This window comes from Streptomyces bottropensis ATCC 25435, from assembly GCF_000383595.1.
GTDB classification, from domain to species: domain Bacteria; phylum Actinomycetota; class Actinomycetes; order Streptomycetales; family Streptomycetaceae; genus Streptomyces; species Streptomyces bottropensis.
Genome location: NZ_KB911581.1, coordinates 8555107 through 8580230 on the forward strand (window position 1 = coordinate 8555107; position 25124 = coordinate 8580230).

Annotated in this window: 26 protein-coding genes and 1 pseudogene; 9 read left to right on the forward strand and 18 right to left on the reverse strand. The window is 70.8% G+C overall.

From position 1 onward, the window contains the following. The first annotated feature begins 204 nt into the window (after positions 1-204). The 3 genes from STRBO_RS0137870 to STRBO_RS0137880 all read left to right on the forward strand — a co-directional run bounded on the left by STRBO_RS0137870 (position 205) and on the right by STRBO_RS0137880 (position 4531). Positions 205-1002: a class I SAM-dependent methyltransferase gene (locus STRBO_RS0137870; RefSeq protein WP_005476825.1), complete on the forward strand. Its 798-nt coding sequence runs from the start codon at positions 205-207 to the stop codon at positions 1000-1002. 365 nt (positions 1003-1367) lie between these two features. Continuing rightward, positions 1368-2495 carry a C40 family peptidase gene (locus STRBO_RS0137875; protein ID WP_005476826.1) on the forward strand — a complete coding sequence of 376 codons (1128 nt, stop codon included), beginning with the start codon at positions 1368-1370 and terminating at the stop codon, positions 2493-2495. A 605-nt stretch (positions 2496-3100) separates the two neighbouring features. Further along, complete coding sequence (locus STRBO_RS0137880) at positions 3101-4531, forward strand: SpoIIE family protein phosphatase (protein WP_028797084.1); 1431 nt, start codon at positions 3101-3103, stop codon at positions 4529-4531. Between the two features lie 62 nt (positions 4532-4593). Here the strand turns inward: STRBO_RS0137880 and STRBO_RS0137885 are convergent, their stop codons facing one another. The 4 genes and pseudogenes from STRBO_RS0137885 to STRBO_RS0137900 form a co-directional block, all read right to left on the reverse strand. Next, on the reverse strand, positions 4594-4938 hold the full coding sequence (locus STRBO_RS0137885) for a DUF2516 family protein (RefSeq protein ID WP_202499175.1): 345 nt from the start codon (positions 4936-4938) through the stop codon (positions 4594-4596). A 240-nt stretch (positions 4939-5178) separates the two neighbouring features. Then, a complete protein-coding gene (locus tag STRBO_RS0137890) occupies positions 5179-5793 on the reverse strand; it encodes a hypothetical protein (RefSeq protein WP_005476830.1) in 615 nt (204 codons plus the stop codon). A 114-nt stretch (positions 5794-5907) separates the two neighbouring features. Further along, positions 5908-6372, reverse strand: coding sequence for a helix-turn-helix domain-containing protein (locus STRBO_RS0137895; RefSeq protein ID WP_005476838.1), 465 nt, complete (start codon positions 6370-6372; stop codon positions 5908-5910). Between the two features lie 116 nt (positions 6373-6488). Then, positions 6489-6680, reverse strand: a pseudogene (locus STRBO_RS0137900) (alpha/beta fold hydrolase); the annotation flags it as partial. Between the two features lie 57 nt (positions 6681-6737). Here STRBO_RS0137900 and STRBO_RS0137905 point away from each other — a divergent pair. The 3 genes from STRBO_RS0137905 to STRBO_RS0137915 all read left to right on the forward strand — a co-directional run bounded on the left by STRBO_RS0137905 (position 6738) and on the right by STRBO_RS0137915 (position 9787). After that, the gene (locus STRBO_RS0137905) at positions 6738-7631 is read left to right on the forward strand and encodes a GNAT family N-acetyltransferase (RefSeq protein WP_005476842.1); all 894 of its coding nucleotides are present in this window, start codon (positions 6738-6740) and stop codon (positions 7629-7631) included. 101 nt (positions 7632-7732) lie between these two features. Beyond that, positions 7733-8332, forward strand: a complete 600-nt coding sequence (locus STRBO_RS0137910) for a DinB family protein (RefSeq protein ID WP_005476844.1) — start codon at positions 7733-7735, stop codon at positions 8330-8332. Positions 8333-8923: 591 nt separating this feature from the next. Next, complete coding sequence (locus STRBO_RS0137915; protein WP_005476846.1) at positions 8924-9787, forward strand: nitroreductase/quinone reductase family protein; 864 nt, start codon at positions 8924-8926, stop codon at positions 9785-9787. Positions 9788-10052: 265 nt separating this feature from the next. Here STRBO_RS0137915 and STRBO_RS0137920 read toward each other — a convergent pair whose 3' ends face one another. The 5 genes from STRBO_RS0137920 to STRBO_RS0137940 form a co-directional block, all read right to left on the reverse strand. Beyond that, positions 10053-12371, reverse strand: a complete 2319-nt coding sequence (locus STRBO_RS0137920; protein ID WP_005476848.1) for a HelD family protein — start codon at positions 12369-12371, stop codon at positions 10053-10055. Between the two features lie 162 nt (positions 12372-12533). After that, the gene (locus STRBO_RS0137925; protein ID WP_005476850.1) at positions 12534-13157 is read right to left on the reverse strand and encodes a TetR family transcriptional regulator; all 624 of its coding nucleotides are present in this window, start codon (positions 13155-13157) and stop codon (positions 12534-12536) included. A 10-nt stretch (positions 13158-13167) separates the two neighbouring features. Continuing rightward, positions 13168-14259, reverse strand: coding sequence for a phosphotransferase (locus STRBO_RS0137930; RefSeq protein ID WP_005476852.1), 1092 nt, complete (start codon positions 14257-14259; stop codon positions 13168-13170). Between the two features lie 206 nt (positions 14260-14465). Next, the gene (locus STRBO_RS0137935; RefSeq protein ID WP_005476853.1) at positions 14466-15182 is read right to left on the reverse strand and encodes an HAD family hydrolase; all 717 of its coding nucleotides are present in this window, start codon (positions 15180-15182) and stop codon (positions 14466-14468) included. 29 nt (positions 15183-15211) lie between these two features. Then, a complete protein-coding gene (locus STRBO_RS0137940) occupies positions 15212-16072 on the reverse strand; it encodes a GntR family transcriptional regulator (RefSeq protein WP_005476856.1) in 861 nt (286 codons plus the stop codon). Between the two features lie 194 nt (positions 16073-16266). Between STRBO_RS0137940 and STRBO_RS0137945 the strand changes: the two genes are divergently transcribed. After that, entirely contained in the window at positions 16267-16458 is a 192-nt protein-coding gene (locus STRBO_RS0137945) for a hypothetical protein (protein WP_005476857.1), read from the forward strand. Between the two features lie 72 nt (positions 16459-16530). On the opposite strand, the gene STRBO_RS0137950 is transcribed toward STRBO_RS0137945, so the two are convergent. From STRBO_RS0137950 to STRBO_RS0137960, 3 genes are all read right to left on the reverse strand, one after another. Next, complete coding sequence (locus STRBO_RS0137950; protein WP_020115730.1) at positions 16531-17448, reverse strand: winged helix-turn-helix domain-containing protein; 918 nt, start codon at positions 17446-17448, stop codon at positions 16531-16533. Between the two features lie 285 nt (positions 17449-17733). Then, positions 17734-19023, reverse strand: a complete 1290-nt coding sequence (locus STRBO_RS0137955) for a GNAT family N-acetyltransferase (protein ID WP_005476859.1) — start codon at positions 19021-19023, stop codon at positions 17734-17736. A 121-nt stretch (positions 19024-19144) separates the two neighbouring features. Beyond that, a complete protein-coding gene (locus STRBO_RS0137960) occupies positions 19145-19762 on the reverse strand; it encodes an RsiG family protein (protein ID WP_005476860.1) in 618 nt (205 codons plus the stop codon). Between the two features lie 216 nt (positions 19763-19978). Here STRBO_RS0137960 and dtd point away from each other — a divergent pair, with 216 nt between their 5' ends. Beyond that, positions 19979-20404: a D-aminoacyl-tRNA deacylase gene (gene dtd / locus STRBO_RS0137965; RefSeq protein ID WP_028797086.1), complete on the forward strand. Its 426-nt coding sequence runs from the start codon at positions 19979-19981 to the stop codon at positions 20402-20404. 182 nt (positions 20405-20586) lie between these two features. Here dtd and ygfZ read toward each other — a convergent pair whose 3' ends face one another. From ygfZ to STRBO_RS0137980, 3 genes are read right to left on the reverse strand one after another with little or no spacing between them, the layout of a single operon-like run. After that, a complete protein-coding gene (ygfZ, locus tag STRBO_RS0137970; protein ID WP_005476863.1) occupies positions 20587-21552 on the reverse strand; it encodes a CAF17-like 4Fe-4S cluster assembly/insertion protein YgfZ in 966 nt (321 codons plus the stop codon). Between the two features lie 9 nt (positions 21553-21561). Beyond that, positions 21562-22074 carry a Fur family transcriptional regulator gene (locus tag STRBO_RS0137975; RefSeq protein WP_005476866.1) on the reverse strand — a complete coding sequence of 171 codons (513 nt, stop codon included), beginning with the start codon at positions 22072-22074 and terminating at the stop codon, positions 21562-21564. 16 nt (positions 22075-22090) lie between these two features. Beyond that, positions 22091-22666 (reverse strand): heme-binding beta-barrel domain-containing protein, encoded by a 576-nt coding sequence (locus tag STRBO_RS0137980; RefSeq protein WP_005476868.1) that lies wholly within the window; start codon positions 22664-22666, stop codon positions 22091-22093. A gap of 300 nt (positions 22667-22966) precedes the next feature. Between STRBO_RS0137980 and STRBO_RS0137990 the strand changes: the two genes are divergently transcribed. Continuing rightward, positions 22967-23329 (forward strand): DsrE family protein, encoded by a 363-nt coding sequence (locus STRBO_RS0137990; protein WP_005476871.1) that lies wholly within the window; start codon positions 22967-22969, stop codon positions 23327-23329. A gap of 15 nt (positions 23330-23344) precedes the next feature. Here STRBO_RS0137990 and STRBO_RS0137995 read toward each other — a convergent pair whose 3' ends face one another. The 3 genes from STRBO_RS0137995 to STRBO_RS0138005 all read right to left on the reverse strand — a co-directional run bounded on the left by STRBO_RS0137995 (position 23345) and on the right by STRBO_RS0138005 (position 24917). Continuing rightward, the gene (locus STRBO_RS0137995) at positions 23345-23608 is read right to left on the reverse strand and encodes a DUF3099 domain-containing protein (protein WP_005476872.1); all 264 of its coding nucleotides are present in this window, start codon (positions 23606-23608) and stop codon (positions 23345-23347) included. Between the two features lie 88 nt (positions 23609-23696). Further along, a complete protein-coding gene (locus STRBO_RS0138000; protein ID WP_013002600.1) occupies positions 23697-23984 on the reverse strand; it encodes a DUF1416 domain-containing protein in 288 nt (95 codons plus the stop codon). 93 nt (positions 23985-24077) lie between these two features. Next, on the reverse strand, positions 24078-24917 hold the full coding sequence (locus STRBO_RS0138005; protein WP_005476880.1) for a sulfurtransferase: 840 nt from the start codon (positions 24915-24917) through the stop codon (positions 24078-24080). Positions 24918-25124: the final 207 nt, after the last annotated feature.

The following is a 25124-nucleotide window of genomic DNA, read 5'->3' on the forward strand; positions in this document are numbered from 1 at the left end:
CCGTTCGGAGGGTGTGGGGCCCTCTGGTCAGGCAGAACGCCGGAGGAGGCCGTTCCATTTCCGTTTTGCAGAAATATTACCGAATCTCGCTCAACCGTTCGATCGCATGGTGAGTGGTGGGGCGGTGACGCCGTCCAGGGACGGGTGCCCCTCGGCAGGGAAGCGCGCGATCACCCGAAGGCGCCGGAGGAATACGCTCACTGCATGGCAAGACCAGTCGGCACCGTGACGCGCGGCACCACCAACCCCAACCGCCTGCGCCGCATGGACCGCTGGATCGCGGCGACGCACGGCGCCGAACTCCGCCGTGCCACCGCGCCCCTCGCCGTCGACCTCGGCTACGGCGCCGCCCCCTGGACCGCCGTCGAGCTTCTGCGCCGCCTGCGCGAGACGGCGCCCCGCACCGAGGTGGTCGGCGTCGAGATCGACCCGGCCAGGGTCGCGGCGGCGAAGCCGTACGCGTGCGAGGGCCTGACCTTCCGGCACGGCGGCTTCGAGGTGCCCGTACCGGGCCGCCCGACCCTCGTCCGGGCGGCGAACGTCCTGCGCCAGTACGACGAGGAGGAGGTCAGGGCCGTCTGGGAGCGCCTGTGCGCCCGCCTCGCGCCGGCCACGCCCTCGTCATCGGGGGGCCTGCTCGTCGAGGGCACCTGCGACGAGATCGGCCGCCGCCACGTCTGGGTCGCGCTCGGCCCGGAGGGCCCCCGCACGGTCACCTTCGCCACCCGCCTCGGCTCCCTGGACCGCCCCTCCGACCTCGCCGAACGCCTCCCCAAGGCCCTCATCCACCGCAATGTCCCCGGCGAACCGGTGCACGCCTTCCTCCGCGACTTCGACCGCGCCTGGGCCGCCGCGGCCCCCTACGCCTCGTACGGGGCCCGCCAGCGCTGGATCCGCACCGCTCGCACCCTCGGCGCGGACTGGCCGGTTCGGGACGGGGTGAGGCGATGGCGGCAGGGCGAAGTCACGGTGGCGTGGGAGGCGTTGGCGCCGAGGGTGTGAGCGGGCATCCCGACCCCATCCGCACCGATTACACAGAGCGATTTTTCGTGACAGACGGGAACGATCGCCTCGGGCCGATCGTCACACGGACGGGAGCAACGCTCTCCCCGACTCGTGAGTCACACAGATGCGAGCGGAAGCGGGCGAGCGGAAGAGCGCACAGAGAGGAGGGGCGGGGAAGGCAGGGCGGACAGGGCAGGGCGTGCAGGGGGCGGACGCGGAGCAGCAAGGGGGAGCCAGGGACGGAGAGTTCGTGGTCGCTCACCCCTGTTGGATCACGCGACGCCGTGACACGATCACCGAGCACCGGCAAGTTACTGACGGTTAACCAGTTCTTTTTCCAAGTGGGGTTGGGGGCAAGAGGTATGGGAGCCGGCAGGCGCAGCCTGACCATGGCGGCCGTGGCCGTGGTCTGCGCGATGACCGTGCTGGGCGCACCGGTCAACGCGTACGCGAGCCAGACGAAACCGACCGAGCCGACCCCGGGTCCGGCCCCGTCGCCGTCGAACACCGCGGGCGGTTCCGGCACTCCGGAGACGTACCCGACTCCCGTGACGAACGAGGAGTTGGAGGCCGTACGCACGAAGCTGGAAGGTCTCTACCACGACGTGGCGGTCGCCACGGACGCGTACAACGCGGCCGAGGAGAAGGCCGACAAGCAGTCCGAGGAGCTCGTCGATCTGGCCCACGAGGTCGACAAGGGCCACGCGAAGCTGGACAAGTTGCAGGATCTCATCGGCGCCGCGGCCCGCGCCCAGTACCGCGGCGGCGGCCTCCCGCCCGAGGTGCAGCTGTGGCTGACGGAGAACCCCCAGGACTTCCTGGAGGGTGCGGACCGTCTGCGCCAGGGCCAGCTCGCGACCAAGGGTCTGCTCGCGGAGATGACCCGGACCCAGGAGGACTTGGAGCAGTACGCCAAGGACGCCTCCGCGCGCTGGAAGAAGCTGGAGACCAACCGCAAGGCCAAGGAGAAGGCCAAGAAGAAGATCAAGAAGCAGATCGCCGCCGCCGAGGAGCTGGAAGGCCAGCTGGAGGACGACGAGCGTGAGCGGCTGGTGCAGTTGGAGGAGGCCGCCGCGGAGAAGTCACAGGCCACGTGGCTGGACTCCGGCATCCTGGACGAGATCAACGGCAAGGCGTCGCCGCAGGGCAAGCAGGCCGTGAAGTTCGCGACGGACCAGATAGGCAAGTGGTACGAGTGGGGCGCCGAGGGCCCCGACACCTACGACTGCTCCGGTCTCACCAGCAAGGCCTGGGCCGCCGCCGGCCTGACCATCCCCCGCACCTCCCAGGAGCAGTGGCGTCTGCTCAAGCACATCGACATCCAGGACATGCGCCCCGGCGACCTCATCATCTATAACGCCGACGCCAGCCATGTCGCCATGTACCTGGGCAACGGCTCCATAGTCCACGCCCCCCGCCCGAACCGTAAGGTGTCGATCGCCGGGGCAGGGACGATGCAGATCCTGGGAGTCGTACGACCGGACGCGTGAGCGGGTCGCCTGCGGCGGGGCGATCCCGGTGCCGGTGCCGACGGCGATGCGGGTGCCGGTCGGCAGCGGCAGCGGCAGCGGCAGCGGCAGCGGCAGCGGCAGCGGCAGCGGCAGCGGCAGCGGCAGCGGCAGCGGCAGGTGAAACGTCGCCCCTGCCGGGCGGGTGCGCCTGACGCGTGAGTGATTCCCGTACCGGGTGGCCGGTGGGGCGGGCGGCTGCGTGGCGACGCGCACCAAGCCGTTGGCCGCACGGCCACCGGGCAGGCGGCAGGCGGCAGGCGGCAGGCGGCAGGCGGCGCACGACCCGCGGGGGCTGGCCAGTGGGCGCCGACCGCGCCCCCGCCGTTCACGTGACCCAGCCCACGTGACTCGCACCACCTTTCCCGACCCGGCTCAACCTCCGCCGCGTGACATACGTCATCCCAGGAGAAAGCCCTGCCATGTCCAAGTGCGGTACATGATGCGGCATATGACTCCGGCCGTTTGCCGCCCGGCGTCCCGCCGAGCATTCCGTTGCGGCGGCGCCTGACGCTATGGTCCCCGTCGGTGGGTCGAGGTCCCTCGCCCCACCGTGCCCTCGGGGGGAGGGAAGGAACCCAAACACGATGCCCGTACCCGTACCGCGGCAGAGAGCGATCCCGGCCGTGGAGAGTGGTCAGGCGCACGCCGTGTCCGCATCCAGCGGACCGTCCGGAGAGGGGGCGGCCATGAACGCCTCGGCCCTGGCCCCTGCAGACAATTCGAAGACGCCCGGCCCCACCGGCGACCGCGCCACGGGCCCGGCCGGCCTGCCCGGCCCCGCCGCACAGCCCGGCGGACCCACCAACCTCACGGTCCTCCTCATCGAGGACGACCCGGCGGGTTCCCTCAACGTGCCCGAGCTGCTCGACTCCACGGGCAAGCCGATCCGCGTCCGCACCGCCCGCAACCTCACCGAGGCCCAGCGGCTGCTGACCGACGACGTCAACTGCATCCTCCTGGACCTGGCACTCCCGGCCCCGGCCCGCCCGACCGACACGGACACCGAGGCGGCCGACTGCCCCGAGGACGAACTCTTCGTCCTCAAACACGTCCTGCGACTGGCCCCCCGCCACGCCGTTCTGGCCCTCACAGACTCCGGCGACGTCGAACGCGGCACGGAGGCAGTACGGGTCGGAGCACAGGACTACCTCTTCCGGGACGAGGTGGACGGCCGCCTGCTGAGCCGCGCGATCCGCTACGCGGTGGAGCGCAAGCGCTCGGACACCGCCGAGCGCCGGCTCACGGAGTCCAAGCTGCGCGCCCAGGAGAACGCCCGCCTGGAGCGCGGCCTGCTGCCGACGCCGCTGCTGGAGGGCTCGTCCCTGCGGTTCGCTGCCCGCTACCGGCCGGGCCGTTCCCGCGCCCTGCTCGGCGGCGACTTCTACGACACCGTCCGCACTCCCGACGGCACCGTGCACGTCATGATCGGTGACGTCTGCGGGCACGGCCCCGACGAGGCGGCACTCGGTGTGGAGCTGCGGATCGCGTGGCGGGCGCTGACGTTCGCGGGGCTGTGCGGCGACGAGTTGCTGTCCACGCTGCAGCGCGTCCTGGAACACGAACGCGAGAGCGACGAGATCTTCGCGACGCTCTGCACGGTCGACATCGCCCCCGACGGCCGCCGCGCGGGCCTCTGCCTCGCCGGCCACCCGGCCCCGCTGATCGTGCGCCACGGCCGCGGCATCCGGCCCACCCAGCCGGCCGACCTACTGCCGCACGACAACGGCGGCCCGGCCCTCGGCCTGCTGCCGAACGCCCGCTGGCCGCGTACACAGATCGAGCTGGGCGCCGCCTGGAGTCTGATGCTCTACACGGACGGCCTGATAGAAGGCCGGATCGGCCAGGGCAAGGAGCGGCTGGGGCAGGACGGCATGGTCGAGATGGTCCGCCGTCAGCTCGCCGAGGGTCTGCGCGGCGAGGATCTGCTGCGCGCGGCGGTGAACGAGGTCCGCGACCTCAACGGCGGCGAACTGACCGATGACGTGGCGGTCCTCCTGCTGGACCGAGAGGGCTGACGGGTCCGCCGAGGCTCCTCCCCGGCTCTTTCCCCTGCCCTTCGCCCTGCCCTGCTCCGGGGTCAGCGACCGCCGTTGTACGGGCCGTACGGACCGTCGCTGCTGGAGCCTCGGCGGCCGCCGCCACCCCCGCCGCCGGAGATCTGCTTGACCGCGGGACGCACATCCACGATGTACACGATGCTCGCGATGACGCCGATGATCGGCAGGAACGACAGGATCGAGAACAGATAGCTCACGACGAGGGCGATCCCGAGGATGATCAGCCAGAACACCTTGGTCTGCTTGTCCGCCGCGCGGAACGCGTCCTCACGCCGGAACGCGGCGTCGAAGAGCCCGAACGCGGCGAGAGCCATCAGGACGATCTTCAGAAGTCCCAGGAACCCCACGAAGCCCGTCATCAGCATGCCGCCCACACCACCCGTTCCGTTCGCTCATCCGACTGCCGACCGGCTGTCCGGTGCCGAGGCCGACTCCTACGCGGCCACCGTACCCGTAGAACGGGCCGGCCACCCCAAAGGTGCCCGGCCCGTCTCCGTACCGCGAAGTACCGCGCGGGTACCTCCGAGATACCGCGCGGGTACCTCTCGCTCTGTCGCCGACTTCTCCGTCGGCTATGTCGCCCACCGGGCGGCGCGTCCTGCCGCCTACTTCGCGGGCGGGGTGGTCTTCTTCGCGGTCGGCGCCTTGCGGACCGGGGCCGGCTTCTTCGGCGCGGCCTTCTTGGCGGCGGGAGCGGGGGCGGGCGCGGCCTGGCCCGGAACCGGCTTGGCGGCCGCCGGCTCGTCCTTGACCTCGACCGGCTTGGAGTTCGGCTCGACGGCGATCGCCAGCTCCTCGATCTCCTCGGCGGCCTCGCCACGCCAGGTCTTCACGGCCTGCTCACCGTGCTCGGCGACCTTCTCGTACGTCTCGCGGGCCTTCACCGCGTACTCGGCGGCGACGCCGACGCTGCGCAGCGCGAGGTCCTGCGCGGTCTCACCGAACTTCTTCAGGTCGGTGTCGAGGGTGCCGATGAACTCGGTGACCTTGGTCTGCAGGTTCTCCTGGGTCTCCTTGACCCGGGCGGTCGCCTTCTCCTGGACGGCCTTCGGGTCCGTCTGGCGTACGGCGTCGATCCGGGCCGGCGCCTCGGCGCGCAGCTGCTCGACGATGCCGGGGACCTTCTTCGCCTGCTGCAGGGCGAGGTCGGCGGTGCCGGCGGCGAAGTAGAACGGCGTCGGGTCGGTGACGGCCTTGCGGATGTCGTCGGTGATGGCCATGGTGATGGTCCTCCGGGTTGCTGTCAGCTGAGGGTTTGTGTGGTTCGGGTCCGCGTACGAGACTTTGGCGCCGAAGCGGGCGAAGTCAGCGAAGTCTTCTGATCATCGAGGTCGTCAACTCGCCGTCCGCCGCGAACCGGCATCGCCGCCGTCGCCGGCCGTACCGGAGCCCGGGCCGGGGGCCGAGGGTGCTTCGGCCTCCGTCACCACGCCGAGGTCCAGGTCGATCTCGAATCCGTTCTCCTTGCGGAAGGACTCGTAGATCTGGAGCAGCACCTGCTTCTGCCGCTCGTTCAGCGTGGGGTCGGCGAGGATGACGGCACGCGTCTCCACCTCGACACGATCCCGCTCGGCGTCGAGAATGCCGGCCCGCACGTACAGCGTCTCGGCGGAGATCCGCAGCGCCTTGGCGACCTGCTGCAACACCTCCGCGCTCGGCTTGCGCAGCCCGCGCTCGATCTGGCTCAGATACGGATTGGACACCCCGGCGGCGTCGGCGAGCTGCCTGAGCGACAGCTGCGCGTTTCGCCGCTGTTCACGCAGGTACTCACCGAGATTGCCGACGTTGAGCGATGCCATGCCTCCACCATGCCCCACCCCCGCTAACTATTGCAAGCACCCGCTTGCAAAAGTGCGCTAGGCCACTCGCGGGCCGGATGCCGGGGCGTGTGCGGGCACGCCCTGAAGCCCGACAGCTACGTCCGCAGGGCCAGGAAGGGCAGCACGACGTCGGCCATTTCGTCGGGTACCTCCTCGGCGAGGTCGTGGCCGGCGTGGAAGACGTGACCGGTGACGTCGTGGGCGAACAGGCGCATCTGGGCCTCGTTGCGGTCGCCGATGAAGGCGGTGCCGCCGAGGGCCAGCACCGGGATGTCCAGCTTTTCCCCCCACCCCCGCTGGCTGGAATGTTCTGGACGTCGCGGTGGCACGGGGAAGCTTGAGGCATGCGTCCGACCGACTGGCATCTCACCGCAGACGTCAACGACTTCCACGCCCGAGCTGGGGACTTCCTTCGCTCGCGCCCCGCTCTGCACACCATGGCGCTGACGGTGACGGAGAAGTACCGAACGGAGGGAGTGGCCTCCCGGCACGGCGCCGCGGGTCCTGTTTTCGGCCGACTGGAGTGCGGGGGCGAGGTCCTCGCGGCCTTCTTCCAGCGCACCCCGAGCGGTTCCCTGAGCGTCACGTCCCTCACTCGCGAACAGGCCGACGCGCTCGCCGCCCGTCTGGCCGAGCTGAAGCACCCGGTCCCCGGTGTGGTCGGGGACCATGACTCGGCCGCCGTGTTCGCCGAGGCGTGGCAGCGGCGGACGGGCGCGGAGCCGGTGCCCAGCACGCGGCTCCATCTCCACCGCCTCGGCACGCTCACCCCACCGGAGTCGTTCCCCGAGGGCAGGGGGCGCGCCGTGGGCGAGGAGGACCGGGAGCAACTCATCCGCTTCTGCCGCGAGTTCTGCGTCGACGTCGGCGAGCAGCCCTCCATCGACCTGATCGACGCCGGCTCCTGGGCCGACTCGCGCTTCGCCGACAGGCACTTCACGTTCTGGGAGACCCCCGACGGCACCCCCGTGTCGATGGCGGCCAGGACCACGGTCGTCGGCGCCATGAGCAGGGTGGACCCCGTCTACACCCCGGCCAACCTCCGGGGGCGCGGCTACGCGGGCGCCGTGACGGTGGCGGCGAGCCGCGCCGCGCTGGCCGCGGGCGCGAAGGAGGTCGTGCTGTTCACCGACCCTGCCAACCTCACCAGCAACGCCCTCTACAGGCGACTCGGCTACGTCCTGCTCACCGACTTCATGGTCTACGAGTTCCCGTCCACCGCGTCGAAGGCCGGCTGAGCGCCGACGGATCGGTGACCACGGCGGATACGCACGGGTGCCCAGCCCCGGATCTCCGGCCCCTCCCCCCCTGCCCCCCGTGCGGGCTGCAGACTTGCTCCATGACCGCCACCCCTCCGAACGCCAAGGCCGACCTCCGCCTCTATCTGCAGTCCGCCCGCGACGCCCTGGTGTGGAAACTCGAAGGGCTGTCGGAGTACGACGCCCGCCGCCCGCTGACCCCGACCGGCACCAACCTCCTGGGGCTGCTGAAGCACGCGGCCGGGGTCGAACTGGGCTACCTCGGCGACACCTTCGGGCGCCCCTCGGGCGAACCCCTGCCCTGGCTCGACGGCGACGCCGAGCCCAACGCGGACATGTGGGCCACCGCCGACGAGTCCCGCGAGGACGTCGTGGGGCTCTACCGCCGGGCCTGGGCCCACGCGGACGCGACCCTCGACGCGCTCCCGCTGGACACGGTCGGAAGGGTGCCGTGGTGGCCCGACGGGAAGGACGAGGTGACGTTGCACCACGCCGCGACCCGCGTGATCGCCGACACCCACCGGCATGCCGGACACGCCGACATCCTCCGGGAACTCCTCGACGGCGCGGTCGGCATGAACGACGGCAACACGAGCATTCCGTCGAGCGACCCGGCATGGTGGGAGGAGTATCGCGGCCGCCTGGAACTCGCGGCCGAGGAGGCCGAACGAAAGGCGTGAACCGGTCCGACGAACAGGCCATTTCCTTCGACGCCGTCACCCCACCTCCAGAACGCGCCGGAATTCAGGCCGAATACGCATTGCCCGGCCCCGGCCCCTCCCCTTATCGTGGGCGCATGACTGCCGGGTCGGCCTCGCGCCGTGAGTGGATCGGTTGCCCGGCCTCCGAGTGAGGCCGGGGCGGGCCAGGAGCCCGCCTGCTGAAGTTCCGCGCGCCGAACACCGTTCTCTTCTCCGATCTCCCACTGCCGAGATCTGACGAGATCTGACGAGATCTGACGAGCTCATCGGGTGCCTACCCGGGTTCCTACGGTGTTCCCGACGCACCACGGGTGCGCCCCTCACGTGTCCGCGCGCACCGAAGTCGCACACCACCACACCGCAGCGAACGCATCACTTCGCATCGCGACACACCGCACCGCACCGCGCCGGATCGCACCGCACCGCCTCCTCGGTAGAGGCTCTCACCCTCACGCATTCCACCGGCGCGTCCATTCCGTCGGCCATTCACCGGCTCACGCGCTGCGGCAATCACCCCTGCCCGAATTCCGCGACAAACTCCGTCGCGCGGCCACCAACGGAAAGCAGAGAATGCCCAACCCTTTCAACCAGCAAGTCATCGACGAGTTCCGCGCCCGCCACGGCGAGGTCGGCGGATATTTCGAGGGCGCCCGGCTGATCCTCCTCACCACCACCGGCGCGCGCACCGGCAACCGGCACACCACCCCCCTCGGCTACCTCCCCGACGGCGACGGCACGATCCTGGTCATCGCGTCGGCCGGGGGTTCGCCGAAGCACCCCGACTGGTACCGGAACATCACGGCCGACCCCCGGGTCACCGTGGAGAGCGGGGCGTTCACCTACGAGGCCGAGGCCGTCGTACTGGAGGGCGAGGAGCGGGACCGGGCGTTCGCGCGAGCCGTCGAGGACGAGCCGGGGTGGGCCGAGTACCAGGCGAAGACGGACCGTACGATCCCGGTCGTCGCCCTGCGCGAGGTCCCCGTGGCCGGCCCCCCGAACATCAACGCCGGTTCCATGGGCGAGGCCATCAAGGTCGTCCATGACGCGTTCCGCCGCGAACTGGCGCTGATCAAGAAGGAGTTGACGGCGAGCAACGGCCGGGCCGGGCTCGGTGCCCAGCTCCGCGTCAACTGCCTCACCTTCTGCCAGGGGCTCCACAACCACCACACCGGCGAGGACATCGGCCTCTTCCCCTTCCTCTCCGACCGCCACCCCGAGCTGGTCCCGGCCCTCACCCGTCTCCACGAGGAGCACGAGCGGATCGCCGCCCTCTGCGAGGAGCTGCGCCGGGTCGTGACGGCCGAGAGCGCCGCCCCCGCGGCCGTACTCCCCGAGGTGGAGCGCCTCATCGACGAACTGGAAGCCCATCTCGCCTACGAGGAGGAGCAGTTGATCCCCGTGCTGGACGCCGTGGCGGTGCCGTCGACATCCTGAGCGGCGCGGTGCGGGGAAGGGCGCGACAGCAGGTGCGCGTGCCCTGCTGAACAACCGGTGAGCAGCGCGCGAGCCCCCTGGGGGGGAGGGAGATCGGGCTCGCGTGCGCGCCGCTCACCGGCACCGCTCACCGTAGCCACGGCCCCGATCACCAAGGTGCCGGTACGGTCATGACTCCGCCGCCTTCCGGTAACACGACGACACCCGGAGACACCCGCCGTACGCGCCGCCGGTCGGGGCCGGCGCCGCTCGCCAGGACGGTCGCTCACCACGGCAGCGCTCGCGCGTGCACCACGTCCAGGCGCGACACCGCGCGCGTGAGCACCACGTAGAGCCGGTGCAGCCCCCGCTCCTCCGCCGCCACGATCGCGGCCGGCTCGACCACCACGACATGGTCGTACTCCAGTCCCTTCGCCTCTCCGGCCCCCAACACCGCCACGCGCGCGCTGAGTTCGCCCGGTCCGCCCGTGGGGATGCCCGCCTCGCCGAGCGCCTCCCGCAGCCGCGGGACGTCCGGCCCGTCGGCCGCGATGACCCCGATGGACCCCTCACGGGCGAGCGCGTCCCGCACGGCGGTGACGGTCGTCCCGGACACGGTCTCGGGGACGGTCGTAAAGACGGCCTCGGCGTCGGCGCCTCCCGCACCCCCGGCCTCCCCGCCCCCGGCCTCCGTACCGCCCGTACCGTCGGCACCACCCGTACCGTCGGCACCACCCGCACCGCCTCTACCGCCTGTACCGCCTGCACCTCCCGCCCTTCTGATCCGCAGCTCCCCGTCCCTCCGCAGGGACCGGGCGGCGGGCACGTCCACCCCCAGGCGCCCCAGCAGCCCGTTCGCCAGTCCGACGATGGCCTGCGGCACCCGGAACCCGGTGGTCAGAGGGACGACGTGGGCGTCCGGCCTGCCCAGGTGGGCGAGGAGTCCGGGCCAGTCACGGGCGGCCCACGGGGTCGTCCCCTGGGCCAGGTCACCGAGGACGGTCACCGAGCCGTAGGCCGCCCGGCGGGCGATCGCGCGGCACTCCATCGGCGAGAGGTCCTGGGCCTCGTCGACGACGACATGGCCGTAGCCCTCCGGGTGGGCGAGCAGCCCCGCGACCTCGTCGAGGAGGACGAGATCGGCGGCCGACCAGCGGGCCGAGCGCCATGTGCGCGGCGGCCTCGCCCAGCCGACGGCCTTCCGCTCGCCCGCGTCGAGCAGCCCCTCCCCCGCGACGGCGAGCGCGTCCGGGTCGCCGAGCAGTCCGGCCAGGACCTCCTCCGGCCGGACCTTCGGCCACACCGCCTCGACGTACGCGCCGACCGGCCGCGACCGCGAGATCCGCCGCACCCACGCGTTCGGGCGGGGCCCCGCCCGACGCTCCGCCTGCATCTGCAGCAGCCGCACGACCCGCGCCCGGACGCGCTCCCGCCCGACGTCGTAGGGCAGGTCCTGCGCCCGTACGTCCGCCACGATCCGTCGCAGCTCGTCCCCGGACACCCGCCAGCGGTACGAACCCTCCGCGATGACGAGCGAGTCGAAGCGATGGAGCTGCTCCGGTCGCTCCGACTGGCCCGACTGTCCCGGCTGCTCCGGCCGCTCCGGCCGCTCCGGCTGCTCCGGCCGCCGCCCGGATCGTCGGTCACCGTCGGCCACCCGCGCGTACAGGGCCCGGCGGAGCACCTCCGCCATCCGGGGGTCGTGCTTCACGGCCGCCGCGCGCTCGTCGTCCTTCGCCGTGACCGGGTGACGGGCGACCTCGTCCGTGACCGTCGACTGGCGTACACCCGTCTCGCCCAGCGACGGCAGCACCTCCGCGATGTAGGAGAGGAAGGTGCGGTTGGGGCCGAGGATCAGCAGTCCGCCGCGGCGGATGCGCTGGGGGTAGGTGTAGAGGAGGTACGCGGCGCGGTGCAGCCCGACGGCCGTCTTGCCGGTGCCGGGGGCACCCTGGACACAGACGGAGGTGCCGAGGTCCGCCCGCACGAGGTCGTCCTGCTCCGGCTGGATGGTGGCGGCGATGTCCCGCATGGGGCCGAGGCGGGGCCGCTCGATCTCGGCGGCGAGAAGGCCGCCGGGGCGGGCGGTGACCGCGCCGCCGGAGGCGCCACCGCGGTCCAGGCGCTCGTCCTCCAGCCCCGTGAGGTCGGCCGAGTCACCCCGGCTCCCCGGCGCCCACCCGAAGCGACGCCGGACGGCGACACCCCGTGGATCGCGGGAACTCGCCTGGTAGAAGGCCCGCGACACCGGCGCCCGCCAGTCGACGACGAGGGGTGGCATGGCGGGAGCCTCACTGATCCGCAACCGCCCGACGTGATAGCTCTGCCCGGCGTGATCGGCGTCCGTGCGGGCGTCGAAGTCCAGCCGACCGAAGAACAGCGGCCCCTCGGGCAGCTCCCGCATCTCCTTGGCACGGCTGCGCAGCCGGTACCCGAGCACCTCGGCGTCCGCCCCCGACGCGGAGACGTCCTCCCCGACCACGACCTGTTCCCCCGCGCCTTCGACCATGGCGGCGAGGGCGGCGCGGCAGGTGTCGTGATACGCGCGCTCGTCGGCGAGCATGCGCCGGAGTGTGGGGTCGACGGCAGGTTCGAGAGAGGTCATTCCACCGAGCCTACCGAAATTACGTGACTGAGTTACATTATTTACCGAGCCTCACGCATCGCGAGCCCGCCTGAACCATCCGAGCGACAGCCGAGCGACACCCGAGCCAGCGGACCGATCCGAGCGACAGCCGAGCGAAGCGGACCGATCCGAGCGACCTCCTCAGGCCCCCACACCTCCGAGCGGAAGCACCCCCTCCAGCCGTCCGAAGACCCGCTCGGCGGCGGCGACGGCGTCCCGCTCGACCTTCTCCACCGGCTCCCCGCGCTCGACCCGCCGCCGGTTCTCCTCCGCGAGCACCCGCCGTACGGCCACGATCTGCCCGGCGGCGACCCGCGCGTCGAGCCCGCCCCCGAGCACCTCGGCGAGCGCGGCCTCGGCCCGCTCCAGATGGCCGTACGCCCGCGCGACCAGCGACGGCGTCCCGTAGAGCAGCCGGTGGAACGCGAGCACCTGCGGATGGTCGTTCAGCCCGGTCACCGGGTCCCGCCGCGCCAGCCCCGCCAGGAAGTGCGCCCGCACGGCCCCCACGACCGACTCCCCCTCGGCCCGCCCGGCCACCACCCGCGCCGTCTCGTCCTCGTGATCGGCGATCCGGTGGAGCACGAGGTCCTCCTTGGCCGGGAAGTACCGGAAGAGGGTCGGCTTCGAGATCTCCGCCGCCGCGGCCACCTCGGCCACGGACACGGCGTCGAACCCCTTCTCCAGGAACAGCCCGATCGCGATCCCGGACACCCGCTCGTACATCCGCTGCTTCTTGCGCTCGCGCAGGCCGGTCTCACTCATACGGACGAGCCTACGCAGCGCCGGCGCCCGCCCGGAGCCACCGGGTGAGCGCCGCCTCGATCGCCCCCACGTCGGGCACCTCCTCGACGCCCAGGGGGTACGCGCCCCTGCTCAGCACCTCCCGGAGCGACCGACTCGCACGGCGCAGCAGGTCCCCGTCCACCTGGGGCTCAAGACACAGGGACTGCGAGGTGCGCATCACGTCGGTGAACACCGACTGCGCCCGCTTGTAGTCGAGGAGCTTCGGGAGATCCTCCCGCCAGCCGTGGGAACTCCCCGGGCGGACGCCCTCCACGAGTGCGCACCACCGCCGCGTCATCCGCCGCTCCTGCTCCGGCGGGTAGCGCATCAGATACAGATGGGTGGCCAGGTCGTAGAGCGGGTCGCCGAACATCGCGAGTTCCCAGTCGATGGCCCAGAGCCGGCGATCAGGGTCGACGATGAGGTTCTCGCGGTGCAGATCCGCGTGCAGGAGACAGAACGGTCGCTCCCGCAGGCCGGCCACGTGCTTTCTGAGCTGCTTGAAGGAGTCGTGATCCAGGTTCAGTCCGGCGAACAGTTCCCCGTACTCCGCAAGGTTGGCTCCGTAGACGCGCTCCTCGGTGAAGCAGATCAGGCGGTCGAGGAATCCGGCGCTGTCACCCTCCGGTGCCCGGTCGCGCGACTCGCACCTCCGCTTCACCAGCAGGGACCGGGGCCGTACGGCGACCAGTTGGCGGAACAGGGTGAGGATCTGCTCGAACACCTCGTCGGGGACCGCCGTGCCGGAGGCGTGGAGCGCTCCGAGGGTCTCTCCTTCGATGAACCGCTGGAGGACGGTGCCCTCGACCTCGATGAGGTCCGGGATGTTGTCGATACGCCCCTGCAGCTCGGTGAGCACACGCTCCTCCGAGTCGAAGCAACGCCGGTCGAACCAGAGCAGACCGGCGCGGGGCTCACGGCACTTCCAGCGGGCGCCCCCCTCGGCGACCCTGGCCTCGGGCGGCAGCCGGAAGACATACGTCTCGTGGTGGTAGCCGCTGAGCGGTCCCTCCACCTCATCCGGGGCGGCGCTCATCTCACCGGCGCGGCGCCACCCCGTGGAATCCGATTCAGCTGGCATTGCCCGTTCTCTCGCCGTGGTCGCACCAGTGGTGAAATCAAGGAAGTGGAGGCACGTTACTCCTCCGTGGGCGAGCATCGTGGCAGAAGCGAAGCATTCACCGGCGGCGGTCCACGGGTTGAACACTCACGCGTCGGTACCCGTACTGACACTCGTCGCACGTCTGTCCGAAGACGCCGTATCCGCAGGACACACGGGTCGCCGGGTCACTGCCCGGCGAGCGGCGCCCGCAGAACGTCCAGGACGAGCTTGAGCGAGTTCACGGTGTGCGGGAGAGGTACACCCGCGTCCAGGAGCGCTTTGAGCTTGCGCTCGTTGTGCGCGTAGCCCAGAAAGGGAACCCCCGCGTCGCGGGCCGCCTCGAAGTCCGTCGGCGCGTCGCCGACCATCAGGGCGCGCGCGGGATCCGCTCCCATCGCGTTGAGGGCCTGGCGCAGGATGTGGGGATGCGGCTTCATCAGGTCGAGGTCGCGGGTGCGGCCGTACATGTAGGGGAAGCACTCGGCGAGGCCGCGGGTGTCGATGTAACGGGCCGCGGCGAGCGCCGAGTTGTTGGTCGTGATGGCGAACCTGGCCCGACGGGACCAGGTCCGGATGAGCGGGTCGGCCCAACTGGTGGGGTACGCCTTCGGCGCGGCGGTCAGCTCCTGCTGGGTGAGCCACTCCTCCAGGTCGACGATGAGGTCGCTGCTGGGGTGACGCCGGCCGAGGCCCAGGAGGACGACCTGCGGGTCCTCCGTGTCGCGCTCCCACTCGGTCAGCAGCCCGCCCAGCCCGCGCCGGTCGATCAACTCCACCAGATCGCGAGCCACTTGGTGCGCGGGATGCCCGGAAAACAGTCGACAGATCGGCCCGTCCAGGTCCCAGAGCACGTAGCGGACGGGGGTGATCAGTTCTCTGAGGGACTCTGTCTGTGCTGTCACCGGTTCAGTCTGCGCCGTATCAGGAGTCACTAGGAGAGTGTCAGGTCCGTCGTGATGGTTTCCCAGAGGGCGTTGAACCATTGCTGGGACTGATCGACGAAGGCCGCGTCGCGGGGTCCCGTCTCCTTCTCGAAGGAGAACAGGAGCGACTGGGTGCCGAAGGCGTCGTACATCTGCAGGGGGCCGTCCTCCATCTGCTCCTCGCGCTGCATGAGCATGTAGTAGGCGATCAGGGCCTCCTGGCCGTTGAGGAGGTACAGCTTGACGGGCGGGGTGAAGGGGAGGGCGCGGAAGGTGACGCGGACGTCGAGCTGGTGGGACGTGCGCAGGGCCAGGAGGTTGTGGCGCAGGACCCGGATCTGGGCGTTGCGCTGGTCGAGCCAGCGCTTGTGGACCGGGTCCTCGTCGTCCGTGCCCCGCCCCTCCACCGGGACCGGGAACGCCAGGTTGATCTTCCGGGAGGGCAGGAGGATGCGTACGTCGATGGACTCGGGACGGATCGTGCCCTCGTGGATGCGGCGCACCGGTTCGCCGAGGGCCATCATCAGGGTCTCGGCGGTGAGACAGGCCGCGTCGACGCGGACGTGCGGTGCGGAGAAGGCCGCGGCGAGGCGGGGGCCGAGGCCCACCATCGTGGACTGCGGTGCGTCCCTCGCGGGGTTGAGTGCCTCGGCGACCCTGGGCGGACTCCCCTTGCTCACGTTGCTCAGCAGCCCGTCCTCCTGCAAGGCACGCAGCGCCTGACGGACCGGGCCGCGCTCCACGCCGAACTCCTCCGCCAGTTCGGCCTGGGTGGGCAGGCGCTCGCCGGGCCTGAGCTCGCCGCCGCGGATACGGTCCCGCAGGGTGTCGGCGATCTCCTGGGACGAGAGCTTTCTGCTGCCGTTCACTGCAACGTTCTCCTGAGTCACGACCAAACGGTACAACTCTCACCCATCTTTGGGGAGTTCAGCGCAAGGTGGTTATAAACCTAGACCAAATGGGAACCATTTAAACGAAGTTGGTTGCCAACTTTCGCGAGTTGGCAGAGGTACCGACTCTCACCGGCCCCTTGGTCACCCAGCCCCTCGGAGGAGGTACCACCATGCCCGCTGCCCTCGCCCTCGCCTCCGCCCTCGTCGTCGTCGCCCTCCAGCGCTTCGTCGAGTGGCGCTACGGCACCATGGGAGTCATCGGCCTGCTGTTCCTCACGATCGGGCTGAAGGCCAACAACCACACGTGCAGCTCGATCGGCGCGGTCATCCTCGCGCTGATGTTCGCCGGACCCGCGATGTGAGGCGAGAACGCCCGCTGACCGTGAGCGGGTGGCACGCCCGCCACCCGTACCCGTGAGCGGGTGGCACGACCCTCAGGTCGTCAGCAGCAGGTCCGAACTGATGGTCTCCCACAGCGCGTTGAACCACAGGCCGGACTGCTCGACGAAGGCCGTGTCCCGCGGGGCCGCGGCCGCATTCCGTTCGAACGCGAACAGCGTGGACTGGGTCCCCTCGGCGTCGTACATCTCCAGCTGCTCACTGTCCACCTCGGCCTCCTTCCGCTGGACCGTGTAGTACGCGAACAGCGCCTCGCGGCCGTTGAGCAGATACAGCTTCACGGGCGGCGTGAAGGGCAGCGCGCGGAAGGAGACACGGACGTCGATGCCGTGCGTGGACCGCAGGGCCAGCAGGTTGTGCCTGAGGACCTGCCCCTGCGCGTTGCGCTGGGCGAGCCAGCGGCGCTGCAGCCGGCCGTCGACCGAGGCGTCGACCGGGGTCGGGAAGGCCAGCGGGATGTCCCGGCTGGGCAGCATCACCCGGACATCGACCCTGGCCGGATCTATGCGCCCCGCGTGAATCTCGCGCAACGACTCACCCACGGCGAGCGTGAGGGACACGGACGTCAGACACAGGGCGTCGATCCGCACATGCGGGGCCGCGAAGGCGGCGGACACGCGCGGGCCGAGCTCCACCATCGTGGGCCGCGGGGCCGCTCCCGGCCCGCCGACGGCCCCCGTTCCCAGGCCCGCGGCGACGGTCGCCGGACTGCCCTTGGAGACGTTGGTGAGCAGGTGCTCCGACTGCAGGACACGCAGGGCCTGCCGTACGGCCCCGCGCTCCACGCCGAACTCGTCGGCCAGCTTCGCCTGGGTGGGCATGCGCTGTCCCGGTCGCAGCTCGCCGGACCTGATCCGGCCGCGCAACACGTCGGCCACCTCGTGGTGTGACCTCTGGGGCCGCTGTGACGACTTCCGCCCATCGACGGCCGTGCGTTCCCGCTCCACGAACAAACACTACAACTTCTCGCCATCTTTAGGCAGTTCGTGGGAAGGTGGTTATGAGACGACTCCAAGAGGACATAAGTATGGTGAAGTTGGTTGCCAACTTCCACAACATGGTCGAACCTTGGGACTGTTGGTGACACCGAGACCGACCGATCGACCTCTCCTCCGGAGGGGAGCCGGGAGTCCGACCGGTCCGCACAGCCACAACTGAATGGATCAGCCACAACTGAATGCGCAGCCACAACTGAACAGCTACGGATTCCGCACACACGCACACACACCACGAAAGGTTCAGAAGATGTCCGGGCACCACGGTCGCCTGGACGTCCGCAGCAGGGCGTCGGCTACGGAGGCGGCGCCCTTCCGCTGTTCCCGGACCCTGCCGAGCGCGCCGAGCCGTACCGCCGACTCGTCGCCCAGCCACAGCGCCGCCAGGTCCGAGGCCTCCAGCACGAGGTCCCCGTCCTCGCTCGTCGGCACACAGCTCACGCCGTCCGGGCCCGCGTCCAGGCGGTAGCGCCCGTCCGCGAAGCCGCCCGCGTCGACGACCTCCAGCACCAGCGTCCCGGTCCCGGCGTACGTACGCGCCTCCAGCGCCCGTACGACGTCCAGGATCCGCACCCACAGCCAGTCCGCCTGCGTGGTGACGCTCACGGCGCGCGGGTCGGGGAAGAAGTGCGGCAGGAGGTCGTCGGGGGCCCGCCAGCCGGACTTGACCTTGGTGATCCAGTCGATCGAGCAGAGGTAGTGCCACAGGGCGCGCTCGGCGGCCGGGGTCGTCGCGATCAGCCAGTTGACGTCGGCCGTGTTCTGCGGCTGCTTCATCTGCCAGCTGTCGTCCGTCTCGTACGAGACGAGCCCCTCGACCTCACCTGCCGCCGAGCGGTACACCGCGTAGAACGGGTCGGTCCAGGAGGAACTGGTGCGCAGGTCCCCCGTGTTGACCCGCCACCAACGCTCGTCGCGGCTCACCGCGCCCGGCTGGGAGTGGCGGAGGCGGTCGTGGAGGGCGGGGCCGAGGGCGCGTACGGCCGCGCCGTCGACGAGGTCGACCCGGCCGCCGTCCGCCGGGCCGGACCAGCGGGGGTCCAGGCCGGTGCGGGGGACGTCGACGGTCCACTCTGTGGTCCAGGTGGCGGGGCCGAAGCCGTAGCGGCCGTAGATCGGGTACTCGGCGGCGATCAGGGTGGCGACGACGTCGCCGCGTTCCTTCGCGGCGGTGAGGTCGTGGGCCATCATCCGGGTGAGGAGGCCCCGGCGGCGGTGGGTGGGGCTGACCGTGACGTTCGAGATGGCGTCGGCGGGGACGGTCCGGCCGCCGACGACCGTCAGTTCCTGGGGGAACGAGCGGAAGGTCGCGACCACCTGGGTGGTGTCGGTGGGGGTGAGGGGGGTGTGCGCACGGGACGCGTCCAGCGCGGCGAGGGTGCGGGACGGCTCGATGTGGGACGAGCGGTCCTTGAGCTCCTGGGGGGAGAGGGATTCCGGGGGACGGAGGAATCCGGTGTTCAGGGCGTTCAGCCAGGCCGGGATCTCGTCCTCGGTGACGGGGCGTACGGCTATGTCGTGGGAGGAGCTCATGGGGCCACGCTAGGGGGCGGCCCGCGGTGTGTCTCGGGGATTTTCCCGCCCCGCCGGTGCGGGGAGACGGGGCTTCTCACGCAGTTCCCCCGCGCCCCTGGAAGGGCGCGGGGTCCGGCGGTCAGATGAGCAGGTCGTCCACCTGGGCCTCGCCCTCCCGGTAGCGGCGGGCGATCTCGGCGCTGCAGTCGTCCGCGGTGCGCTGGAGGCGCTGGCGGCGGCCGGAGATCTGCTGCTCGTGGTGGACGAGACGGGCGAGGCCGACGGTGAGTTCGTCGTCGGTGCGGGCCCGGAGGTCGGAGAGTTCGACCTCGTCCAGCATCTCGGCGGCGAGCCGGCGGTGCTCCTCGCCGTACGGCGTGCCCACGGTGACGTGCCGGGCCGAGGAACGGTGCCGGGCCGGGGCGTCCGTGAGGATCGCCGAGAGGCGGTCCACGAGCGCCGCCGGGTCCGCCGCGCCGCCCCGGCGGGCCAGTTCGGCGCGCAGGATGTCGATACGGCCCTGGAGCAGCCGCCGCAGATAGCTGAGGTCGGCCTCGTCCCGCTGGGCGTCCCGGCGCAGGGTGCGCAGTTCGGGCAGCCGCAGCCGGGACAGTTCGTGCCCGGCCTGGTCCGGCGGCGGCAGCGGTGCGCTGTCCGTGCGCTGGACCGGTGGCCGGCGGATACCGGGGCCGGGCCCCGGGGTCGTACGGGTGGACGTCGCAGTCCCCGGGGGCTGCCCAAAACTCGATGTGCTCATGCGCCTCAACCGTCCCCTCGACCGGTGTGTGTGAGCATCGTGCCACTCTCTGTGGTCACTAGGTGACCGAGTCCCCGCGATCCACCCCAGATGGTCGGTAATGGATCAATGAGAAAGACCGGGCAAAGCGCTCCGCAAACCCCGGTGATCACGAACCCCCCGTAAGAGGGACCCCCTCGCACACGGTTGATGGACGCCGACGGCATGATGGTCGGCATGCGTGCGGTGGTGCAGAGGGTCGACGGCGCGAGTGTGGTCGTCGACGGTGAGACGGTCGGCGAGATCCAGGGCGAGGGATTGTGCGTCCTCGTCGGGGTGACGCACGACGACACCAAGGAGAAGGCGGCGCAGCTGGCCCGCAAGCTGTGGTCCGTGCGGATGCTGCACGACGAGAGGTCGTGCAGCGATGTGGACGCGCCGTTGCTGGTGATCAGCCAGTTCACGCTGTACGGCGACGCGCGCAAGGGCCGCCGGCCCACCTGGAACGCGGCGGCGCCCGGCGACATCGCCGAGCCGCTGGTGGAGGAGGTCGTCGCACAGTTGCGGGCCCTGGGGGCGACCGTGGCCACGGGGCGGTTCGGGGCGAGCATGCGGGTCGGGCTGACGAACGACGGGCCCTTCACGGTGCTGCTGGAGATGTAGGACGCGGGGCCGCCACGGGACGGGCGGGGCAGGGGGCGCAACCCGGCGCGCGAAGGCCGCCGGATCCACCCGGCCGCCCCCGCGTCACCACGGAGCATTTCGGAGCACCACGGCCCAGAACCCCACCCGTACGGCCCATACGGCCCCTGCGGCCGATACGGCTCCTACGGCTCCTACGGCTCCTACGGCTCGACCACCGTCTCCTGTGCCGCCGCCGTCGTGTCCGCCATCAGCCGCGCGTCGACCGGCACGTTGCGCTTGATCAGCGCGAGGGCCACCGGGCCCAGCTCGTGGTGGCGTACGGACGTCGTGATGAAGCCGAGCTTGCGGCCGTCGGGACCGTCGTCGGCGAGGCGCAGTTCCGCGCCGCGCGGCGGGAGGTGGACCTCGCTGCCGTCGAGGTGGAGGAAGACCAGACGACGCGGGGGCTTGCCCAGGTTCTGGACGCGGGCGACGGTCTCCTGACCCCGGTAGCAGCCCTTCTGTAGATGCACCGCCGTGCCGATCCAGCCCAGCTCGTGCGGGATGGTGCGGTGGTCGGTCTCGAAGCCGAGGCGGGGGCGGTGGTGCTCGACCCGCAGCGCCTCGTACGCGAGGAGACCCACCGCGGGGCCCGCCGTGTCCGCGTACGACTCCAGGTCGGCGCGCGGCAGGAACAGATCGCGGCCGTACGGGGTCTCGCGGACGACCGTGCCCTGCGGGATCTCGGTGATGGAACCGGCCGGGAGGTGGACGACCGCGAAGTCGTCCGTCCGGTCGGCCACGTCGACCCGGTTGAAGAACTTCATCGACTCCAGGTAGGCGAGCAGCGCCTGCCGGGTGCCGGGTTCGACATGGATCCAGACGGTGGTGCCGTCGTCGACCAGGTAGAGCGCGTGCTCGATGTGGCCGTTGGCGGAGAGGATCAGCGCCTCGGTGGCCTCACCCGTGGGCAGTTCGCTGACGTGCTGGGTGAGGAGCAGGTGCAGCCAGCTGAGCCGGTCCTCGCCGGTGACGGTCAGGACACCCCGGTGGGAGAGGTCGACGAATCCGGTGCCGTCGGCGAGTGCGCGCTGTTCGCGGAACAGGTCGCCGTAGTGCGCGGCGACACCTTCGTCCACCCCCTCGGCGGAGACGGCGCCGGGCAGGGACAGCAGAGGGCTTTTCATACGCCAAGCCTACGACTCGGTAGTTGAACCCTTGGACGTCGATCCCTGGGAAACCGGTGCCCCGGGGGTCGAACCCTCGGAGGGCGAACCCTTGGCGCGCGCGGCCTTGCGCGAGCAGTCCTGGCAGCGGCCGAAGATCGCGAAGTGCTTCATGTCGGTGTCGAAGCCGAACGTCTCGCGCAGCTTGGCCGTGAAGTCGGCCGCCACCGACACGTCCGCCTCGATCACGTCCGTGCAGTCCCGGCAGACGAGGTGGAGGTGATGGTGCCGGTCCGCCAGGTGGTACGTCGGCGCGCCGTGCCCCAGATGGGCATGGCTGACCAGCCCCAGCTCCTCCAGCAGCTCCAGGGTCCGGTAGACCGTCGAGATGTTGACCCCCGACGCCGTCCTGCGGACCTCCACGAGGATGTCGTCGGGGGTCGCGTGCTCCAGGGTGTCCACGGCTTCGAGCACGAGCTGCCGCTGCGGCGTCAGCCGGTAGCCGCGCTGCCTGAGGTCACTCTTCCAGTCGGTGCTCACCACACCTCAGAGTCTAGGACTACTTGAAGAACGCGATGCCGTCGTCCGGCATGTCGTCCGGCAGGGCCTTCGCCCAGCGTTCGACGTCCTCGGGGGTGACGACCTTCTTCAGGTGCGCGGACATGTAGGGCCGCAGCTCGACGTCGGGCGTCGCCTTCTCGCCGACCCACATCAGGTCGCTGTGCACATAGCCGTACAGCCGCTTGCCGCCGCTGTAGGGCCCCGAGGCCGCCGTACGCGCGACCGCGTCCGTGACCACGTCGATCTGCGGCTTCTGCTTGGCCAGCTCGCCGTACCAGACCTCGACGACGCCGTCGTCACGGGTCATGACGATCTCGACCTTGCGGTCGGCGTCGATGCGCCAGAAGCCGGACTCGGTCTCCAGCGGACGGACCTTGTTGCCGTCCTTGTCCAGCACCCAGGTGTGGGAGTGGTACTCCAGGAAGTCCCGGCCGTCGTGGGAGAAGGTGACCTCCTGGCCGAAGTTGCACTTCTCGGCACCGGGGAAGTCGTGGACGCCCGCGCCCGCCCAGTCGCCGAGCAGAAAGGCGAGGGGGACGAGGTCCTTGTGCAGGTCGGACGGGATCTCGATCATGAGTGGCGTTCCTGGATGTCCTCGACGTGGGTCAGCGCTGGCCCTGGTACAGCTTCTTCACGGTCAGACCGGCGAAGGCGAGAACGCCGACGGCGACCAGGACCAGCAGGATTTCGAAGAAGAGTTCCACGGGGTGCTCCTCGGATGAGCCGGGGGTTCGGTACTGCACAAGGCCGGGGCCCAGCTTACGCGGCCGGGGCCGGGGGTTCGCCGCGAGGTGGGCCTTCGCCGCCCGGCCGCGACGACGATCGCGTTCACCGTGGCCATGTCGGTGATCGCGGCGCGGACTACCATGCGGCCATGGCGAAGAAGCTCGTGATCAAGGTGACGGCCGGGGCGGACGCCCCCGAGCGCTGCTCCCAGGCCTTCACGGTGGCCGCCGTGGCCGTGGCCAGCGGGGTGGAGGTGTCCCTGTGGCTGACCGGCGAGTCCGCGTGGTTCGCGCTGCCGGGCCGGGCCGCGGAGTTCGAACTGCCACACGCCGCCCCGCTCCCCGACCTCGTCGACTCGATCCTCGCGGGCGGCCGGCTCACCCTGTGCACGCAGTGCGCCGCCCGCCGGGACATCACCGAGAAGGACGTCATCGAGGGCGTGCGGATCGCGGGCGCGCAGGTGTTCGTACAGGAGTCACTGGCGGACGACACCCAGGCGCTCGTCTACTGAGCGGCCGGGCCGGGCCTAGGGCCTCGGCCGTCTCCTGCCGTCCAGCTCGTCCCACCACTCGTCGGACTTCGGGTCGCCGGAGGGGTCGTCCCACCAGCGGTCGTCGGGGCCGCGCCGGTTGGCGACGACGGCGGCGAGCGGCGGGATGACCATGGCGACCACGCACATGCCGACCGCGACCGGGACCGACCAGAGGCGTACGACGCCCCACGCCAGGACGAAGAGGGCGAGGCACGTGCCCATCATGGCGAAGTAGGCGTGGCGCCGGCGGGCGTACATGTCTTAAGCGTAGGCCCGCGCACGGCGGAGGGCCGTACCCCGGTTCGGACACCCGGGGTACGGCCCTCCGCCGTCAGGAACCACCGTCTCAGACGGCGATCGCGACCTCCGCCAGGCCGCCCTGCTCGGCGACGACGGTGCGGTCGGCGGTGCCGCCGGGGACGAGCGCGCGGACGGTCCAGGTGCCCTCGGCCGCGTAGAAGCGGAACTGGCCCGTCGCGGAGGTCGGGACCTCCGCCGTGAACTCGCCGGTCGAGTCCAGCAGACGGACGTAGCCGACCACCGGCTCGCCGTCGCGGGTCACCTGGCCCTGGATCGTGGTCTCACCGGGCTTGATCGTCGAGGCGTCCGGGCCGCCGGCCTTCGCTCCACACATGTCTTTCTCCAAGAGAGGTCTGACCGGAAGGGAAGGCCGGTCGGGATGAACGGGACGTGCGCTTGCTACGGGTGCCGCTGGGTGCTGCCGGTCCTACTTGTTGGCGCCGAGCTCGATCGGGACGCCGACGAGGCTGCCGTACTCGGTCCAGGAGCCGTCGTAGTTCTTGACGTTCTCCACGCCGAGCAGCTCGTGCAGGACGAACCAGGTCAGCGCGGAGCGCTCACCGATGCGGCAGTAGGCGATGGTGTCCTTCGCCAGGTCCACCTGCTCGTCGGCGTACAGCTCCTTGAGCTGGTCGTCCGACTTGAAGGTGCCGTCGTCGTTGGCGTTCTTCGACCACGGGATGTTGCGGGCGCTCGGCACGTGGCCCGGACGCTGCGACTGCTCCTGCGGCAGGTGGGCCGGGGCGAGCAGCTTGCCGGAGAACTCGTCGGGCGAGCGCACGTCGACCAGGTTCTGCGAGCCGATCGCGGCGACGACGTCGTCACGGAAGGCGCGGATCGCGGTGTTCTGCGGCTTGGCCTTGTACGCGGTGGCGGGGCGCGCCGGCACCTCGTCGGTCAGCTCGCGGGCGTCCAGCTCCCACTTCTTGCGGCCACCGTCGAGAAGCTTGACGTTCTCGTGGCCGTACAGCTTGAAGTACCAGTAGGCGTACGAGGCGAACCAGTTGTTGTTGCCGCCGTAGAGGACGACGAGGGTGTCGTTGCCGATGCCCTTCTCCGACAGGAGCTTCTCGAAGCCCTCCTGGTCGACGAAGTCACGGCGTACCGGGTCCTGGAGGTCCTTCGTCCAGTCGATCCGGACGGCGTTCTTGATGTGGTTCTTCTCGTACGCCGTCGTGTCCTCGTCGACCTCGACGATGGCGATGTTCGGGTCGTCGAGGTTGGCCTCGACCCAGTCGGCGTCTACCAGGACGTCGCTGCGGCTCATGCTCTTTCTCCTCCGGGGCAGTTACGGCGGGGTGCGGGTGCCTCCGGCGGTTCGGCCGGGGCGCGCAGGATGGGCCCTGGCTCGAACAGGGCAGGCATCGGGGGACGCGGCGGCAGGACTCCGCCGCTCGCTCAGAAAGTGCGACAGAGCATGGCGGCGACGCGGCACAGGTCTACTGCCCGCCGCTTCGTGAGATCCGCCTGTCGC